Source organism: Enterococcus sp. LJL99 (assembly GCF_054871725.1).
The window spans coordinates 13,991-30,499 of sequence record NZ_JBTXLT010000013.1 but is presented as its reverse complement, the minus strand read 5'-3'; the positions used below and the strand labels follow the sequence as shown (position 1 = coordinate 30,499).

The following is a 16,509-nucleotide window of genomic DNA, read 5'->3' as shown; positions in this document are numbered from 1 at the left end:
TTCACTCATTTGTACTAATAACCCTTTGCCCAACCTCTTGAAAGCCATCTAGAAAATTGAGAAATTGAAAAGTTGATGACAAAATAGATCAATGCTACGATGCCGTATAATACAAAAACTTGTTCAGTTTGAGAATAACGTCCCATTAAGATATAGGATTTTCCAAGTAATTCCTGTAATGCAATTACAGAGAATAAGAAACTAGTATCTTTAATGACTGTTACAAATTGCGAAACAATCGCTGGTAAAACATTGCGGATCGCTTGAGGTAAGACAACAAAACGAATAATTTGAAGTTTGCTAAATCCTTGAGAGCGAGCAGCTTCTTTTTGTCCTTTGTCAACACCATTTAAGCCGCCACGGATAATTTCAGCTAAAGCAGCGGTGGTGAATACGGTAAAACTAACAATTCCCGCTGGTGTAGATTTGACCTGGAAAACTAGAAAAATGACATATATCCAAAGTAAATTTGGAATATTGCGCACAACCTCGATGTAAAAACCTGCAACATAACGAAGAGGTCCATGCTTTTGATTTCTTAAAACGGCTAAAATTGTACCGAATATTGTACTCAATACAATTGATACTAAAGAGATATAAAGTGTAAGCAACAAGCCATCGAATAGGAAACGCATATTATTCATGGTCAATAGTTGATTCATTTGTTCTGAAAATGACATAGTTTCCATCGCCTCCTATCGTGTGTATGCTTTCTTATTTTTTTCTTCCAATCTTCTCGCTAATTTTGCTAGTGGGAAACACAAAATAAAATACAATAACCCAGCAGCTGTAAAAGCGGGAATATAACTTAAATTACCGAACGACCAACTATTAGCAGTAAACATGATGTCAGCGCCAGAAATAATTGCTACAGTTGAGGTGTTTTTAATCAAGTTAACGACTTGATTTGTTAGTGGTGGTAACATGATACGCCAAGCTTGTGGCAAAATAACATATCTCATTGTATCGGAATAATTGAATCCCTGTGAATAAGCGGCTTCAAATTGTCCTTTAGGAACCGCTCCGATACCAGAACGAACAACCTCAGAAATATAAGCACCATGATAAAGACCTACACATAAAATCGCGACAGTTGTAGTTGAAAAAGTTAAAAGAGAACTAATCATTGGAAACCCATAATAAACAACAACAAATTGGATTAGTAAGGGAGTATTTTGAAAAAATTCAATATAAATTCGACTGATAACTTTTAAAAATTTATTTTTAGTAGCAGATAAACTACCAAATAAAATACCTAAAATCAACGCTAAAGCAAGAGCGCCGATGGACAATAATATAGTGTAAAGAAAGGCTTTACCAAACAATTGCCAATCACTAAATAATGCTTGCCAGCGATACAAAGCAAAAGGGCCTTCTTCCAACCATGAAACAGTTGCTAAAACAAACATGCTTTTTCCTCCTTAATTCAAGTCAATAGAATTTTTATTTATCCAAATTCCATTTTTGATATATTTGTTCCAATGTTCCGTCTTTTTCCCACTTTACAACCAAATCATCTAAATAGTTATTCAATTCGGTATTTGATTTTTTAGTGGTAATTCCATATTCCTGAGGAGAAAAACCATCATTTAAGATTTCTGTTTGATCATCTACATAACCAGTCAAAATCGATTTATCGACAGCAAATCCATCAATTCTTTTAGAAATAAGAGCGATTTTTAATTCTGGATATGAACCTAATTCTTTGTATTTAAATGAAATTCCTAAATCATTGGCTTTTTCATCGACAGCTAGTTTTGTAGTAGCTGACTGGATTACACCAATTGTTTTCCCATCCAAACTTGCAATGTCAGAAAAATTATCTTCTTTTCTAACTAAAAAACCAATTTCGTCTTTGTAGTAAGGGGTTGTGAAATTATATGTTTTTTTCCGTTCTTCGTTAATTGTAAATGTAGCGATGACCATATCGATCTCTCCATTATCAAGCAATGGACCACGAGTTTTGGCAGTTACGCCGACGAATTCGACATTATCTTCACTACCAGTAATTTCCTTAGCAATCAATCGAGCGATATCAGGTTCCATCCCTTCATTTTTGTTGGTGTCAGGATTCATATAACCGAAATTCGGTACATCTTCTTTGATGCCCACTCTGATTTTTCCTGCTTTTTTTAGTGATTCCACGGTTATTGTTCCGCTCGATGAGTTAACGGAAGAATCATTTTGACTACTGCATCCAGCAATAGTTAAACCAGTCAAAAGTAATACAGAAAGGCTAAAAAACCATTTTTTTATATTTTTCATAGACGTATTCTCCTTGGGTTGATAAACAATGTATAAATTAATTATGGATAATTTTGCTTAAGAACTCTTTAGCACGTTCATTTTCTGTACTAGTAAAGAAGTGTTCTGGTGTACCAGACTCAATAATCTGACCTTGATCCATAAAAATTACTTTATCTGCTACTTGTTTGGCAAAACCCATTTCATGCGTAACACAAATCATTGTGATATTTTGTTTGGCTAAATCGATCATTACATCCAGAACTTCTTGAATCATTTCAGGATCTAAAGCAGAGGTAGGCTCGTCAAAGAGAATCACTTCTGGATGCATATTTAGAGTTCGAGCGATAGCCACACGTTGTTGCTGTCCACCAGATAATTGAGCGGGATAAGCATTTGCTTTGTCGGCTAGACCAACTCGCTCTAAATACTCCATACCAGTTCGAGTGGCTTCTTCTTTGCTGACACCCTTAACTTTAATTGGAGCTAATGTTAAATTTTGGATAATTGTTTTATGTGCGTATAAATTAAAATTTTGAAAAACCATCGCCACTTTTTGTCTGATTTTTTGAACGGGGGCCTTAGGTTGTGTAATATCTACACCGTCAATCAAGATGTGTCCGTCAGTTACTTTTTCTAAGCGATTGATACAGCGAATCAACGTGCTTTTTCCTGAGCCTGAAGGGCCAATAATAACGATTTTTTCTCCTTTGTTTACGTCCAAAGAAATATCTTTTAATACATGGTTTTCTCCAAAGTATTTGTTTACATGTTCTAATGAAATCATATATTTTCTCCTTTACTTGTGTATAAATAAAAGCGTATCTTAGAATTTTAGTTATTGAAGAGGGTGAGCTTAACAAGATGAGATGAAATGAGGTAAAATAATTTATTGAAAAACATACCTACTATCAAAAACTTTTTTCTATGCATTAGCTTCTTATAAACTTATTGCGTTTGAAGAATTATAGTAAATGTCTAACTATAACTAAACTTATTTAAAGTTGATTCGAATGGTATATTAAATTTATTTGAACAACGTAAATAATGATGCATTTTAGTTGTTTATAAAAACATTTTTCTTTGATATTTAATCAAAAACTCATAATTCTTTTTATCTGTTAATGTTAGAAATTATAACATATGGAAATTAAGAATGCTAGCTTTTTTAAAAAGGCTCCAAAAAAATCTTTCTTATTTATCTTGATTTAACTATAAATTAAGAATTAATGAAGTTCAGTTGATTTATTGTGAGAGAATAAGAATAAAACTTGAAAAAAAAGCTTAAAAAGTAGAAAATGAAGATATTGAAAAAACTGAAAAGGTTTGATTTGATTGGAAAAAAATAAAGCAATTGGGTTTATTGATTCTGGAGTGGGTGGGCTTACTGTCGTGAAAGAAGCTTTAAAGCAGTTACCGAACGAACGAGTTATTTATTTAGGTGATACTGCTCGTTGCCCTTATGGACCAAGACCTAAAGAACAAGTAATTGAATATACATGGGAAATGACTAATTTCCTTTTAGAAAAAAAAATTAAAATGTTAGTAATTGCTTGCAATACTGCAACAGCAGTTGCGTTGGAAGAAATTAAAGCCAAGCTTGACATTCCAGTTGTTGGAGTGATCCTACCAGGATCAAGAGCTGCTTTAAAAGCAACAAAAAATAATCGCATTGGTGTGATTGGAACGCTGGGTACAATTAAAAGTGGCTCATATGAAAAGACGTTAACTCATAAGGTACCGGAAGTAACGTGTTATAATTTAGCTTGTCCTAAATTTGTTCCAATTGTTGAAAGTAATCAGTATCATTCATCAGTGGCGAAAAAAATTGTTTCTGAGACATTGAAACCTTTAAAACTAAAATCTTTAGATACGCTAATTTTGGGGTGTACACATTATCCGTTGCTAAGACCTTTGATTCAAAATGAAATGGGCAATCAAGTGACATTGATTGATTCTGGCGCTGAAACAATTAGTGAAGTGAGTACGTTGTTGGATTACTTTGATATTGCCAATTCGCCCAAAAATTCAAATAAGTCACATGAATTTTATACGACAGGTTCTGCTAAATTATTTGATAGTATTGCCAATAGTTGGATAACAACAGAAAAGATCATTTCAAAACAAATACACCTAGGAGGAAAATAGTTGATTAGACACGATGGAAGACAAGCAAAAGAATTAAGGAAAATTACGATTGAAACCAATGTATACAAACATCCAGAAGGTTCAGTAGTAATTTCATTTGGAGATACAAAAGTGATTTGTTCAGCAACTATAGAAGAAAAAGTACCTCCGTTTTTACGAGGACAAGGAACAGGCTGGGTCACTGCTGAATATAGTATGTTGCCTAGAGCAACAAATACCAGAAATATCCGAGAAAGCGCTAAAGGTAAAGTTAGCGGTCGTACGATGGAAATTCAACGCTTAATTGGACGTTCACTTCGCGCAGTAGTTGATCTAGAAAAGCTTGGAGAACGTAGTATTATTGTTGATTGTGATGTCGTACAGGCAGATGGAGGAACTAGAACAGCCAGCATTACGGGTGCTTTTGTGGCAATGAAATTAGCTATTGATAAAATGTGTCGTGCAAAAATTCTGACAGAAGATCCCCTCAAGGAGTATTTGGCTGCGGTTAGTGTTGGAATTTTATCTTCTGGGACTTGTGTTTTAGATTTGGATTATCAAGAAGATTCGGCTGCTACGGTGGATATGAATCTAGTAATGACAGAATCCGGTCAATTTGTGGAATTACAAGGAACAGGAGAAGAAGCGACCTTTTCTGGTGATGAACTAAATGCCCTTTTATTCTATGGGAAAACAGGTATTGAAGATCTGATCGCTTATCAAAAAGAAGCCTTACTTAGTGAAATTACTCCTCAAACAGAAGCAGATAAAACAATTGTGATTGCGACTAGAAATCCTGGTAAAGCAAAAGAGTTCAAAAAAATGTTTGCTGAAAAAGGATATCAAGTGAAAACATTATTAGACTTTCCAGAGTTGCCAGATGTAGAAGAAACGGGAAAAACATTTGAAGAAAATGCTCGCTTGAAAGCAGAAACCATTGCACAGATTTTAAATCAACCAGTACTAGCTGATGATTCAGGTTTGATTGTTACAGCACTGAATGGAATGCCAGGTATTTATTCGGCTCGCTTTGCTGGTGAACCTAAAAGTGACGCATCAAATAATGCAAAACTACTGCATGAGTTAACAGAGATTCCGAAAGAAGATCGTTCAGCAAGATTCCATTGCACATTAGTATTTGCGGCACCTAATAAGGAAAGCTTGGTTGTAGAAGGTAATTGGGAGGGCGAAATAGGAACAATTCCACGCGGTGAGAATGGTTTTGGTTATGATCCTTTATTCTTTGTTCCAAGTGAAGGCAAGACAGCAGCCGAGCTATCTGAAGACCTAAAAAATAAAATTAGTCATCGTGCGCTTGCTGTAGCAAAGTTAAAAGATCAATGGCAAGATTGGTTGGATAATAAGGAGGAGGAGGAGTAAAATGAAATATTTAGTAGTTAGTGATAATCATGGAGATCGAGAAGTGCTCGTTGATTTAGTGAATAAATACCGTGGAGAAGTTGATCGGATGTTTCACTGTGGAGATTCTGAGTTAGAACCAACCGATGAATTGTGGCAAGATTTTCTTGTAGTGAAAGGCAATTGTGATTACTACGGAGATTTTCCAGAAACAGTGGTCGAAAAGACAATTGAAGACATTGTATTTATGACACATGGACATTTAGCGAATGTTCGTTTTGAATTGGCTACTCTAGGATCGATGGCTCATGAAAACAATGCGACGATTGCTTTATTTGGACATACACATGAAATTGGTTGTGAAATGAGAGAAAAAGTACTATTTTTAAATCCAGGAAGTATTCGTCTACCAAGAGGACCTCTTCAGTTTGAGTCTTATGTTATCATCGAAAGCACACCAGATGAATATATTGTTCAGTATTATACGAGAGATCATCAGCCAATCCATAAATTACGTTTTGTTTTTAAAAAACCTTAATTTGTTAGATAACAGTTGAGTGTTTTTATCTATTTTTCCTTCTTGCTTCCTAAGAAAGTTATTTATTATTACCCGGAATGTTGAAGAATTCTAGAAGAAATCTTAATTTTTTTTGGCAAAATTGAAAAAGATATGAATTTAAGGACATTTTAGTTTCTTTTAGGTACAATGATAGATGTATGAAAGATAAAGAAATGGAGGCACTGTGAATGATTGGTACCGCTGTACGGGAATTATTATTAGAAAAAGAAGAAACTTTTTTGATTCCAGGAGAAAATGTTGCGAATGTTATGTGCTTAAACCCATTAAGTCATGCGCTTTTAGTATTATCTCAAGTGAAATATTCAAAAATCCCAGTATTGGATAAAGGAGATCGTTTTGTTGGATTAATCAGTTTATCGGATATTGTTGATAAAACCTTTGATTTGCAATCGATTGATTTTGATAAATTAAGTACATTTACTGTGGCAGATGTGATGGAAGTTAATGTTCCAGTGGTTGGAGAAAATTGGGAATTAGAAGATGTACTTCACCTACTAGTTGATGCTTCTTTTTTGCCTGTTGTCGATGATAATAAGCGATTTAAAGGAATTATTACTAGAAAAGAGTTGTTAAAAGCGATTAATCATATGGCTCATGAATTGGAACGTAAAAACGTTGTCTTACCAAAAACAGAAGAAAAACCTGAAATAAAAGTAATCTAGCTAAAAGAAATTTTTATTAAAGAAACTATCAATTGGTAGAGGCTAGATGAATCGATTAGATAGAAATAAATTTTGAAAATGAATTTGGGACAATACCTAATCGAGTCATTTTGTTTTTAAAGTGTATCTCAAAAAGCGGTAACTCACGAAAATGATTAGAAATACGAAAGGTCTCCATTCGATGTTGAATGATTCCTGCTTGGTGTTTTTTAATTTTTTTGAGTTGTCGCTTATTTTCATAGGAGTTACTTTTATGCTGGTTATAGTAATTAAATCTTTTCTTTTCTATTTTTTTTTGTTATTCTAAATACCTATAATGAAAGTAAGATTGGGATAAAAGCAGTTTTTTCTTATTTCTCGGAGCTAAACACTTTTGTTCCAATTTCGTTTTTTTTAATATGAAGGGAGCTTAATCATTTGGACGCATATGAAATTATCAATTATATTGGGAATGCAAAAAAGAAAACACCTGTTAAGGTCACTTTAAAAGGTCGTTTGAAGGAAATTGAATTTCCAGAAAATATTAAAGCTTTTACTAATTGTAAAACAGGGACTTTATTTGGGGAATGGGAAGATATCAAACTCTTTTTAACCGAGAATGAGGATAAAATTATTGATTACGTAGTGGAAAACGATGCACGAAATTCAGCTATTCCATTACTTGATATCAAAAACATCAATGCTCGAATTGAACCGGGTGCTGTGATTAGAGATCAAGTTGAAATTGGGGACAATGCGGTAATCATGATGGGCGCAATTATCAATATCGGTGCCGTTATCGGTGATGGAACGATGATTGATATGGGGGCAATTTTAGGTGGACGTGCGACGGTTGGGAAAAACTGTCATATTGGGGCAGGAACGGTGTTAGCTGGTGTGGTCGAGCCGCCAAGTGCTCAACCAGTAATTATTGAAGATAATGTATTAATTGGTGCAAATGCAGTTGTTTTAGAAGGAATTCGTGTAGGTGCAGGAGCGGTAGTTGCAGCTGGCGCGATTGTTGTTGATGATGTAGCACCTAATACTGTCGTTGCTGGTGTTCCAGCAAGAAAAATCAAAGATATTGATGAAAAAACAAAAGGTAAAACAAATATGATGGAAGAGTTACGCCGATTATAAGAATATAAATTGGATAGACGGTATAAATCAATCAGAATCTCAGCAATTTCCAATCCACCATTTATTGCATAAACCGCAATAAGTGATGTTTTGTCCAATTGCTCGATTCTAAGCGATTGATTTATGACCTGAGATAGACGGTATAAACCAATCAGAATCTCGGCAATTTCCAATCCACCATTTATTGCATAAATCGCAATAAGTGATGTTTTGTCCAATTGCTCGATTCTAAGCGATTGATTTATGACCTGAGATAGACGGTATAAATCAATCAGAATCTCGGCAATTTCCAATCCACCATTTATTGCATAAACCGCAATAAGTGATGTTTTGTCCAATTGCTCGATTCTAAGCGATTGATTTATGACCTGAGATAGATGGCATAAATCACTAATAAAAAACACTTCACGAGGATTATTTCAAAGTTTGAATAATTCTCGTGAAGTGTTTTTATTTTTTTAGTTTTCATAAAAAGTATCTTTAGTCACTAACCAAAAAAGGCCTAACCACATTGTTTTTTGAAATTCATCAGGAAATAAAATAGTCGGTTTATTTAGTTGCTTGTTTAAAATATCAGATTGTTCAATTGTTTCTAAAAGTATTTCTAGGTGAGGTGAATTCAATGAAATAACAAAAGAATTTGGTGCAATCACTGCATTATAGATATCAATGATTTTGGATAAATTAATCGCTAATTCTCGATCAGTTTTTGGACTAGTTTTATCTAATAGAAAAGGTAAATATTTAGCTTCTCCAGCGCTGTTTTTAGCGCCTTCAATCAATCTACCTTGAGATAAAATCGTAATTCCAGGCATACTTTCCATTGGATAAAAAATACCTACTACGGTATCAGTACTCATGAAATTTTGTTGGACACAATAACCAATCGTTAGCAAATGAGCATCATTTTGACTAACGACAGTCAAACCGGTCGCTTGTTCAAGTTGGTCTATTATATTCCAATCAGTTAATAAATTTTCCCAACTAGAAACGATTACGCCATTAAATAATTTTCCGGGAATTGAAACACCAATTTTTTCAAAAACATAATCAGTCGCCACTAATTTTTTTGTAATTGAAATAAGCAATGATAGTGAAGGGATGGCAAAATCGAATTTTTCTTGTTCCTTTTGATCGCCTGCTAAATTAGTGATACTACTAATGATAATCAATTTACGTCCGTTTTCAGTCAATTCTTCTTGAATACTGAGTAATAAATAATGCTTTCGATCATAATTGAATGAATAACTAATTGCAGGTCGTCCTAAGGGCTGCTTAATCAATTCTCCTTCGGTTACAACTGATTCTTCAACAAGTTGCTTAACTATAGAGTTTACAGTAACAACACTAAGACCTGTTTCTTTGGCTAATTCGGCTGTTAGTGCATCTTTCTTTTTAAAAAGTAGCTTTTTAATTTTTATTAGGTTATTTTCTCTAATCTCATTTTTATTTAATGCCATTAAGACAACTCCTAAATTAAACAATGTTAAAAATAAGACTGATGAGTTAAAAAATTCAAAAATATTTGATTTAGTCTCTATTTTAGTCAATCATATCATTTTTTTAGGTAATGCTACAGTTAAATATGGTTAGTAAGGTAGTTTCTCGATGTTTTGTAGACCGAGTTTTATTAATCCCGCCAAATAATAAGCTGAGAAATCTTGTGCAAAAATAATTTCTGGTAAAACGTTGTAATTAAAAGTTTCTTTTAACGAATCGATAAGTTGTTCTTTATGGATTTGTTTATTCCAAGAATCTGGAAAAAAAGCAATTATTTTTTGTGGATCATAAGTAGCAATCAAGGATTGAAGCGTTTCGAGCATAGTAGCTTGTCGCTCACCTGATTGTAACGGGTAGATCCGATTTTTTAGAGTAGGTAGATGTTGGATTTCACCACTTAAATTGTTAAATCCATGGAAAATTTGTTGATTTAAAACTAGTGCTGCACCGGGTGGAAAAGCAATAGGAAAGTAAACGCCAGATAAAATAGCATCTGCCTCTTTAGCAAATCCTAAGGTTGCCGCGTTAATATCATTTTCTATAATTGATTCGATTTGTATGTGATTGGTGATTTCTTGACTCAAATCAATGTTTCTAAAGGGAGGATAGTCCATGATTTTTAATGAATGGTTGACTTCAACTCCTGGGATTCCCGTGATAACAAATTGAATAGCAGGGTAATTTATTTTGATAGATGTTAATTTTTCAATAAATTGAGAAAGGGAGATTGTTGAAATTTGCTCTTTCGCTAAAATTTGACCAAACAAATCAATGATAAAAAAATTGGTAACAAATTCTTTGTCGATTTCAATAAATTGAGTGACCAAAAATAGTTTCGATTGTTCATTAAATTTATAAGCAATTGCTCTACGTCCGCCCGTTTCTAAAGGTGTTTCGAGTGGAAGAATCTTTTGTGAATCAACAAGGTCAGGGATTAATTTATTAATTGTTACAACACTTAGCTTTGATTGCTCAGAAAGGTCTTTTTTTGTCATTGCTGTTTTATTTTTCTTTAGAAGTGATAGTAAAAAATCCTGATTATTTTTTTTGATAGATTGTTGTTTAAAGGCTTTCAATTTTCATTCATCTCCAGTCTTTTTCATCATAACAAAAAATGATTAAATAAACATCTTTATTAATTAAGTTAATTATGATATAAATAGATTAAATAAAAAAAGAAAGGTTGTTTAGGATGTTCAAGAAAAGGGTGGGAATTCTTTCTCTATCATTAGTTACAGGTGCAGCAACAGCAGTCACTACGATTATTCCGCTGATTGCTCAAAATTTTCCAGAACAATCGCTAACATCAATTGAGTCACTCATTACAATTTCAAGTCTTAGTGCGTTGGTTACGATTTTAATGAATGAATTTATTGTTCAGTGGATTGGTTTGAAGAAAACAATTATTATCGGGCTTCTGATGGGAATGATTGCTGGAATCGCGCCATTTTTCTTTACGAGTTACATTTTGTTTTATTGTACAAGGATTTTATTAGGATTAGGCATTGGACTTTATTCACCGCATGCAATTTCATTGATTGCTCTGTTTTATACAGGAGAGCAAAGAAATACCTTACTAGGAATGCAAATGGGGATTTCAGCTTTAGGGAATGCACTCTTACTAATTAGTTCTGGTTGGTTAGCATCCTTTTATTGGAAAGCAGCTTTTTTTGTTTATCTATTATTAGGTGTGATTGCTTTACTTATTTATATTTTTGTACCAGCAATTAAAACTAATAAAAAAGGATCAAATCAGGAAAAAACGAGTCTTAGCATGACGATAAAAAGTTATCTCTTGCTTTGCTTCATTACATTTTTGATTATATGGGGCGTTCAATTGAAAATCCCTTCTTTTTTGATTAATCAAGGAATTGAATCAAGTAAGACGGCTGGAATGATTTTAAGTGGAATGAATATTGCAGGGATGGCAGCTGGTTTTTTATTCGGATTCGTCTATAAAAAAATCGCCACCTTTTTACTGCCAGTTGGTTTTTTAGGCGCAGCGCTTAGTGTATTGGGAATGATTAATAGTTCAACTGTTGGAGCAATTTTTTTCTTTGCAGTACTTTTCAATTTTCTTTACTCATTCACAGGTCCAACGATCGTATTGAAAATCAATCAGTTTTCAGCAGAAAATCAATTGACAAAAGTTAATTCGTTACTCACTATGACCACTATTTTAAGCTCCTATGCTGCACCTTTTGTTTGGAATACTATTACTTCTTTGATTGATAGTAGTGAAAATATAGAATTATCAATGCAAGTGTTGATGTTCGCGTTAATAATAATGGGTTTGTTTTTATTACTCTATTTTTCTCAAAAAAAAGCTAAAAGGAAAATAGTTAAATAAATTAGCAACAATTAAGTGTCATAGATTGAAACTAAATAGAGAGTTGGAGCTGAGCCAATGGATATGAGAAAAAGAATAGAAAACGGTGAATTATTTTTGGATAATTGCCAAGGGCTTGATCAAGAACGATCATTAGCTAAAACTAGAATGGTAGAGTTTAATCAATCGTTACCAGACGAAATTGATTTGAGACAAGCGCTAAAAAAAATATTTGGAAAACCTACGAACTCATGGATTGAACCACCCTTTTATTTTTGTTATGGAAAGAACATTAAATTAGGCAATCAATGCTACATTAATTTTAATTGTAATTTTATTGATGATGGTAAAATTTTGATTGGAGATAAAGTGATGTTTGGTGCTAATGTGACGATTGCAACAGTGGGTCACCCGATTTTTCCAGAATACAGAAAGTTTATGTACGCAGAATCAGTGACTATTCATGACAATTGTTGGATTGGAGCTGGTGTCGTTATTACTCCTGGTGTAACAATTGGTGAGAATACAGTGATTGGTGCAGGAAGTATAGTGACCAAAGATATTCCAGCGAATAGTATTGCATTTGGAAACCCATGTAAAGTGGTTAGAGAAATTGACGAGAACGATAAAAAATTCTATCGAAAAAATCGTCCGATTATTCTTTCTGAATTAGCTGAAGTTGAAAAATGTAACGAGTTGGGTTGAAGAAAAGTATGCTTGAATAACGATTAAAATAAATGGAGGTTCTACTAATGAAAAAAGATTTTGATTATGAACAAATGCTAGCTGGTGAATTATACTTTGCAGCAAATATTTTTCCTGAGAACGGTTCGTTAGAAGGGAAAAAATTAGCCCAAAAAATCAATTCAACTCCGATTGGAAATAAGGCAGAAATTGTTTCGCTTGAAAAGCAATTATTTGGTAAAACAGGGGAATCAATTTATGTGAATCCGCCATTGTATGTGGACTATGGAAGACATGTTGAAATAGGGAATAATTTTTATGCTAATATGGATTGTATCTTTTTAGATGTCAACCGTATTATAATAGGAGACAACGTGATGGTTGGACCAAGGGTTAGTTTTTTTACGGCTGGACATCCTACAGATGCGGGAGTTAGAAGTAAAGATTTAGAATTTGGATTACCCATTGTAGTGGAAGATAATGTTTGGATTGGCGGGAATTCGACCATTTTACCTGGTGTCACGATTGGTAAAAATTCGATTGTCGCTGCAGGCGCAGTTGTAACTAAAGATGTACCTAATAATACAATTGTTGGAGGAAATCCAGCTAAAGTTATTCGCCAGATAGATATTGTTGATAAAGTAAAATGGGAAAAAGCGCTGAAAACATATCAAGAAAAAGCCAAAAACCAAAATTAATGGTTAAATTTGAAGGGAGATTTATAAATGTTTGTCGATTATCATGTTCATTGTGACTATAGTGACGATTCTTGGTATTTAATGGAAGATGTAATCAAAGATGCAATTAATTTGGGCTTAAAAGAGATTTGTTTTACTGATCATGTGGATTATGGGGTGAAACCTGATTGGCAACCAGAAGATATTTTTCTGCCTGGTAAAAATCAAGTGGTAAAAAATGTTCATTATGAATTATATATGAATGATTTGAAAAGACTATCAGAAAAATACAAACAACAAATTAAAATAAAAACGGGTTTGGAATTCGGTATGCAAATGCACACGATTCCTCAGTTTCAAAAATTGTATAATCGCTATCCGTTTGATTTTATCCTGTTATCAGTTCATCAAGTAGACAATCAAGAATTTTGGACAGGTGAATTCCAAAAAGGAAAAACACATGAAGAAAGTTATGATCGTTATTATGATGAAATGTATCAATTGGTTTCAACCTACAAAGACTATAGTGTTCTTGCTCATATGGATTTAATCAGACGTTATTTAGATAAAGAACTAGATATGTTTTCGTATAATAAAGAAAAAATTGTAAAAATCTTAAAGAAAGTTATCGCTGATGGAAAAGGAATCGAAGTGAATACCTCTTCTCATCGTTATGAGATTAACGGATTAACCCCTTCGATAGAAATTTTGAAATGTTATCATGAATTAGGCGGTAAAATCGTTACGATTGGTAGCGATAGTCACAAGCCAGAACATTTAGGTTTTCAGATTGAAGAATCGAAAAAGATATTAAAAAAAATTGGCTTTTCTCATTTTTGTACTTTTGAAAAGATGCAACCCATTTTTAATGAATTATAAATCTAAACAGTAATTCATTTTTATTCGATACCCAAACGGTGATGTCGTCAGGGAAGATGGTAATGAATCTTTTAATTTGTATCATATTTTTCAAAATTGTAGGGAATTTTAGCTAGGGACTATTTGAAAATGGTAGAGGAATTTGATGTTGTCTGAGATTTTACTACTAAGTCAGATGTCATTTTCCATTTATCATTTTCAAATAAGTCTTATTTTTTTGCTAAAATCTAGTTTAAATAGGATTAAGAATGCATTTTAAACATAAATAATGTAAAATAACAACGAGCGTTTGGAACGAGAAGACATTTTTTGTTCTCCTCAAAAATAAATTAAGTGAAAAGAAAAGAGGGAATCTCCATGAAAGATAGTGCAAAAGCAGGTGTTTCATTTGGTTGTGCCTTAGCAATGGTAATCTCCTATGTCAATTGGCATAGTATTTTTTGGGCAATTATCCATGGGTTATTAAGTTGGGTTTATGTTATTTATTACATAGTGATGTATGGTTGGAGTTAAAAACAGTTACCTTGAATACCAATTTCGACACAATGGAGTAAGAGCAATATTGATTTAATTACTTGATTCACGATTAATTTTTCTAAAAAGCGATTATTAATTATTTTTGTAACATAAAAAGCAGTGTGCTAGAAAATCAACTTCCTCTTTGTTGGTTTTCTTGTGTTCTGCTATTTTTATTCAACCATTTTCTTAATAGTTTGTTCGTTTTGTTTTTTAAGGAATGATTTTCAAATAATATCTGTTAAAAATACTCGAAATTATGCTATAATAACATAATTAAGATGGGAGGTTTAGTACAAAATGGAATCTGTTTCAAAAGATTTTGCCATTCAACTTCTAAATGAAGATGCGCAAAGAATTGTTATGCTTATACGAAATCAAAAAAATTCGCTATGTATTTCTCAATGTAAGGCGTTTGAGGAAGTAGTTGACACTCAAATGTACGGATTTTCTCGTCAGGTGACTTATGCCATACGAATTGGTATTTTAAGTTCGACTCAAGGTCACCAATTACTAAGTGATTTAGAAAAACAACTGAACCAATTATATAGTGATGTTTATGAGGAAACACAAGAAAAAAGAGAGATTGGCAAGGAGGAATAATTTTTGCCAGAAGTAAAAAAGAGACACTTAATCGATTATAGTATCTTGGTTCCTTATCTTATACTAAGTATTATCGGTTTGATTATGGTGTACAGTACTACTTCCTCGCTTCTGATTACAAAAGGGTTGCCTCCGACAAGTATGATTATCGGGCAATTGCAGTTTTGGGGTCTGAGTTTGATTGCGATGTTCTTTATTTTTAAAATGAAAACGACTGTTTATCAAAATAAAGGCTTTATTATGGTTGCGATTGCTGTGATTTCTGTATTGTTAGTTGCTGTGCGGTTTACCAGTTTAGGGCAAGTAATTAATGGATCGAAAGGGTGGCTAAAAATTGGTTCTTTTTCAATGCAACCTGCAGAATATTTAAAAATTATGGTGATTTGGTATCTGGCCTTTATTTTAGGGCGAAGACAAAAATACATTGATAAAGATTTTAAAAAGGCAGTATTTAGACCAATGTTATTAGTCGGTTTTTTGATTTTTTTGGTTGCCATACAGCCGGATTTAGGAAATGCGGCTATTTTGACCTTGCTGGCAATCATCATATTGTTAGCTAGTGGCATTAATTACATGTATACCTATGTGGTTGGAGGTATTGGTGTATTAGGAAGTATTGCGGTTATCCAAGCACTTGTTGTAAGTAAAGGACGTTTTATCCCTGAACGATTTCAGTATGTTTATAAACGATTCGCTATTTTTTTAAATCCGTTTACGGACGAGCGAAATGCAGGGCATCAATTAGCCAACTCCTATTATGCAATTAGTAATGGTGGTTGGTTCGGTAGAGGTTTAGGGAATAGCATCCAGAAAAAAGGTTTTTTACCAGAAGCTCATTCTGATTTTGTTTTTGCAATCATGATAGAAGAATTAGGTTTGATTGTTTCAATGTTAGTATTAGCGTTGATATTGTTTATGATTGCACGCATTCTTTTAGTTGGAGTGCGCTCAAAAAAACCATTTAATTCATTGATGTGTATTGGAATTGGAACGATGTTTTTGTTGCAAATCTTTATTAATATTGGCGGAATTACTGGTATCATTCCTTTAACAGGGGTTACCTTTCCATTTTTGAGTCATGGTGGAAATAGTTTATTGATTGTATCGATTTCCGTTGCATTTGTACTTAATATCAGTGCAGATGAAAAACGGCAAAAAATCGTTCGCGATTTAGAAATAAATTAGGTGCTGTTTGAAAGAGCTGATTTTTTTCAAGCAACGCCTAAAGCA

18 protein-coding genes are annotated in these 16,509 nt (G+C 33.2%); 12 read left to right on the top strand and 6 right to left on the bottom strand.

Annotated features, from left to right (window positions below):
• Positions 1–14 precede the first annotated feature (14 nt).
• Genes ACYSNW_RS15690 through ACYSNW_RS15675 form a run of 4 tightly spaced genes read right to left on the bottom strand, consistent with a single transcriptional unit; the run spans position 15 to position 3,031 of the window.
• Positions 15–680 (bottom strand): amino acid ABC transporter permease, encoded by a 666-nt coding sequence (locus ACYSNW_RS15690; RefSeq protein WP_461746077.1) that lies wholly within the window; start codon positions 678–680, stop codon positions 15–17.
• A gap of 15 nt (positions 681–695) precedes the next feature.
• Positions 696–1,409, bottom strand: coding sequence for an amino acid ABC transporter permease (locus ACYSNW_RS15685; RefSeq protein WP_461746075.1), 714 nt, complete (start codon positions 1,407–1,409; stop codon positions 696–698).
• A 34-nt stretch (positions 1,410–1,443) separates the two neighbouring features.
• Positions 1,444–2,265, bottom strand: a complete 822-nt coding sequence (locus tag ACYSNW_RS15680; protein ID WP_461746073.1) for a transporter substrate-binding domain-containing protein — start codon at positions 2,263–2,265, stop codon at positions 1,444–1,446.
• Between the two features lie 37 nt (positions 2,266–2,302).
• Positions 2,303–3,031, bottom strand: coding sequence for an amino acid ABC transporter ATP-binding protein (locus tag ACYSNW_RS15675; RefSeq protein WP_461746072.1), 729 nt, complete (start codon positions 3,029–3,031; stop codon positions 2,303–2,305).
• A 548-nt stretch (positions 3,032–3,579) separates the two neighbouring features.
• Here ACYSNW_RS15675 and racE point away from each other — a divergent pair.
• The 5 genes from racE (at position 3,580) to dapD (ending at position 8,091) form a co-directional block, all read left to right on the top strand.
• A complete protein-coding gene (gene racE / locus ACYSNW_RS15670) occupies positions 3,580–4,392 on the top strand; it encodes a glutamate racemase (RefSeq protein ID WP_461746070.1) in 813 nt (270 codons plus the stop codon).
• A gap of 3 nt (positions 4,393–4,395) precedes the next feature.
• Positions 4,396–5,751 carry a ribonuclease PH gene (gene rph / locus ACYSNW_RS15665; RefSeq protein WP_461746165.1) on the top strand — a complete coding sequence of 452 codons (1,356 nt, stop codon included), beginning with the start codon at positions 4,396–4,398 and terminating at the stop codon, positions 5,749–5,751.
• A 1-nt stretch (position 5,752) separates the two neighbouring features.
• Entirely contained in the window at positions 5,753–6,268 is a 516-nt protein-coding gene (locus ACYSNW_RS15660) for a metallophosphoesterase (RefSeq protein WP_461746068.1), read from the top strand.
• Between the two features lie 209 nt (positions 6,269–6,477).
• Positions 6,478–6,972 carry a cyclic-di-AMP-binding protein CbpB gene (cbpB, locus tag ACYSNW_RS15655; protein ID WP_461746066.1) on the top strand — a complete coding sequence of 165 codons (495 nt, stop codon included), beginning with the start codon at positions 6,478–6,480 and terminating at the stop codon, positions 6,970–6,972.
• 417 nt (positions 6,973–7,389) lie between these two features.
• Complete coding sequence (gene dapD / locus ACYSNW_RS15650) at positions 7,390–8,091, top strand: 2,3,4,5-tetrahydropyridine-2,6-dicarboxylate N-acetyltransferase (RefSeq protein WP_461746065.1); 702 nt, start codon at positions 7,390–7,392, stop codon at positions 8,089–8,091.
• A 458-nt stretch (positions 8,092–8,549) separates the two neighbouring features.
• Here the strand turns inward: dapD and ACYSNW_RS15645 are convergent, their stop codons facing one another.
• On the bottom strand, positions 8,550–9,551 hold the full coding sequence (locus tag ACYSNW_RS15645) for an ROK family protein (RefSeq protein ID WP_461746064.1): 1,002 nt from the start codon (positions 9,549–9,551) through the stop codon (positions 8,550–8,552).
• A 129-nt stretch (positions 9,552–9,680) separates the two neighbouring features.
• Positions 9,681–10,667 (bottom strand): ROK family protein, encoded by a 987-nt coding sequence (locus ACYSNW_RS15640; protein WP_461746062.1) that lies wholly within the window; start codon positions 10,665–10,667, stop codon positions 9,681–9,683.
• 116 nt (positions 10,668–10,783) lie between these two features.
• Here ACYSNW_RS15640 and ACYSNW_RS15635 point away from each other — a divergent pair, with 116 nt between their 5' ends.
• The 7 genes from ACYSNW_RS15635 (at position 10,784) to ACYSNW_RS15605 (ending at position 16,464) form a co-directional block, all read left to right on the top strand.
• The gene (locus tag ACYSNW_RS15635) at positions 10,784–11,941 is read left to right on the top strand and encodes an MFS transporter (RefSeq protein WP_461746061.1); all 1,158 of its coding nucleotides are present in this window, start codon (positions 10,784–10,786) and stop codon (positions 11,939–11,941) included.
• Positions 11,942–11,998: 57 nt separating this feature from the next.
• Positions 11,999–12,625, top strand: a complete 627-nt coding sequence (locus ACYSNW_RS15630; RefSeq protein WP_461746059.1) for a sugar O-acetyltransferase — start codon at positions 11,999–12,001, stop codon at positions 12,623–12,625.
• A gap of 47 nt (positions 12,626–12,672) precedes the next feature.
• A complete protein-coding gene (locus tag ACYSNW_RS15625; RefSeq protein ID WP_461746057.1) occupies positions 12,673–13,302 on the top strand; it encodes a sugar O-acetyltransferase in 630 nt (209 codons plus the stop codon).
• A gap of 27 nt (positions 13,303–13,329) precedes the next feature.
• Positions 13,330–14,160 carry a histidinol-phosphatase HisJ family protein gene (locus ACYSNW_RS15620; RefSeq protein ID WP_461746056.1) on the top strand — a complete coding sequence of 277 codons (831 nt, stop codon included), beginning with the start codon at positions 13,330–13,332 and terminating at the stop codon, positions 14,158–14,160.
• Positions 14,161–14,517: 357 nt separating this feature from the next.
• Positions 14,518–14,673, top strand: coding sequence for a hypothetical protein (locus ACYSNW_RS15615; protein ID WP_461746054.1), 156 nt, complete (start codon positions 14,518–14,520; stop codon positions 14,671–14,673).
• 303 nt (positions 14,674–14,976) lie between these two features.
• Positions 14,977–15,279, top strand: coding sequence for a YlaN family protein (locus tag ACYSNW_RS15610; protein WP_461746052.1), 303 nt, complete (start codon positions 14,977–14,979; stop codon positions 15,277–15,279).
• Between the two features lie 3 nt (positions 15,280–15,282).
• A complete protein-coding gene (locus ACYSNW_RS15605; protein ID WP_461746050.1) occupies positions 15,283–16,464 on the top strand; it encodes an FtsW/RodA/SpoVE family cell cycle protein in 1,182 nt (393 codons plus the stop codon).
• Positions 16,465–16,509: the final 45 nt, after the last annotated feature.

Excerpts from the sequence above, each read along its gene's own strand:
- ACYSNW_RS15645 (WP_461746064.1), bottom strand. The coding sequence starts at position 9,551 with ATGGCATTAAATAAAAATGAGATTAGAGAAAATAACCTAATAAAAATT.
- ACYSNW_RS15675 (WP_461746072.1), bottom strand. The coding sequence starts at position 3,031 with ATGATTTCATTAGAACATGTAAACAAATACTTTGGAGAAAACCATGTA.
- ACYSNW_RS15625 (WP_461746057.1), top strand. The coding sequence starts at position 12,673 with ATGAAAAAAGATTTTGATTATGAACAAATGCTAGCTGGTGAATTATAC.
- cbpB (WP_461746066.1), top strand. The coding sequence starts at position 6,478 with ATGATTGGTACCGCTGTACGGGAATTATTATTAGAAAAAGAAGAAACT.
- ACYSNW_RS15685 (WP_461746075.1), bottom strand. The coding sequence starts at position 1,409 with ATGTTTGTTTTAGCAACTGTTTCATGGTTGGAAGAAGGCCCTTTTGCT.
- ACYSNW_RS15690 (WP_461746077.1), bottom strand. The coding sequence starts at position 680 with ATGTCATTTTCAGAACAAATGAATCAACTATTGACCATGAATAATATG.
- ACYSNW_RS15635 (WP_461746061.1), top strand. The coding sequence starts at position 10,784 with ATGTTCAAGAAAAGGGTGGGAATTCTTTCTCTATCATTAGTTACAGGT.
- ACYSNW_RS15630 (WP_461746059.1), top strand. The coding sequence starts at position 11,999 with ATGGATATGAGAAAAAGAATAGAAAACGGTGAATTATTTTTGGATAAT.
- ACYSNW_RS15615 (WP_461746054.1), top strand. The coding sequence starts at position 14,518 with ATGAAAGATAGTGCAAAAGCAGGTGTTTCATTTGGTTGTGCCTTAGCA.
- ACYSNW_RS15610 (WP_461746052.1), top strand. The coding sequence starts at position 14,977 with ATGGAATCTGTTTCAAAAGATTTTGCCATTCAACTTCTAAATGAAGAT.
- ACYSNW_RS15620 (WP_461746056.1), top strand. The coding sequence starts at position 13,330 with ATGTTTGTCGATTATCATGTTCATTGTGACTATAGTGACGATTCTTGG.
- ACYSNW_RS15660 (WP_461746068.1), top strand. The coding sequence starts at position 5,753 with ATGAAATATTTAGTAGTTAGTGATAATCATGGAGATCGAGAAGTGCTC.
- ACYSNW_RS15680 (WP_461746073.1), bottom strand. The coding sequence starts at position 2,265 with ATGAAAAATATAAAAAAATGGTTTTTTAGCCTTTCTGTATTACTTTTG.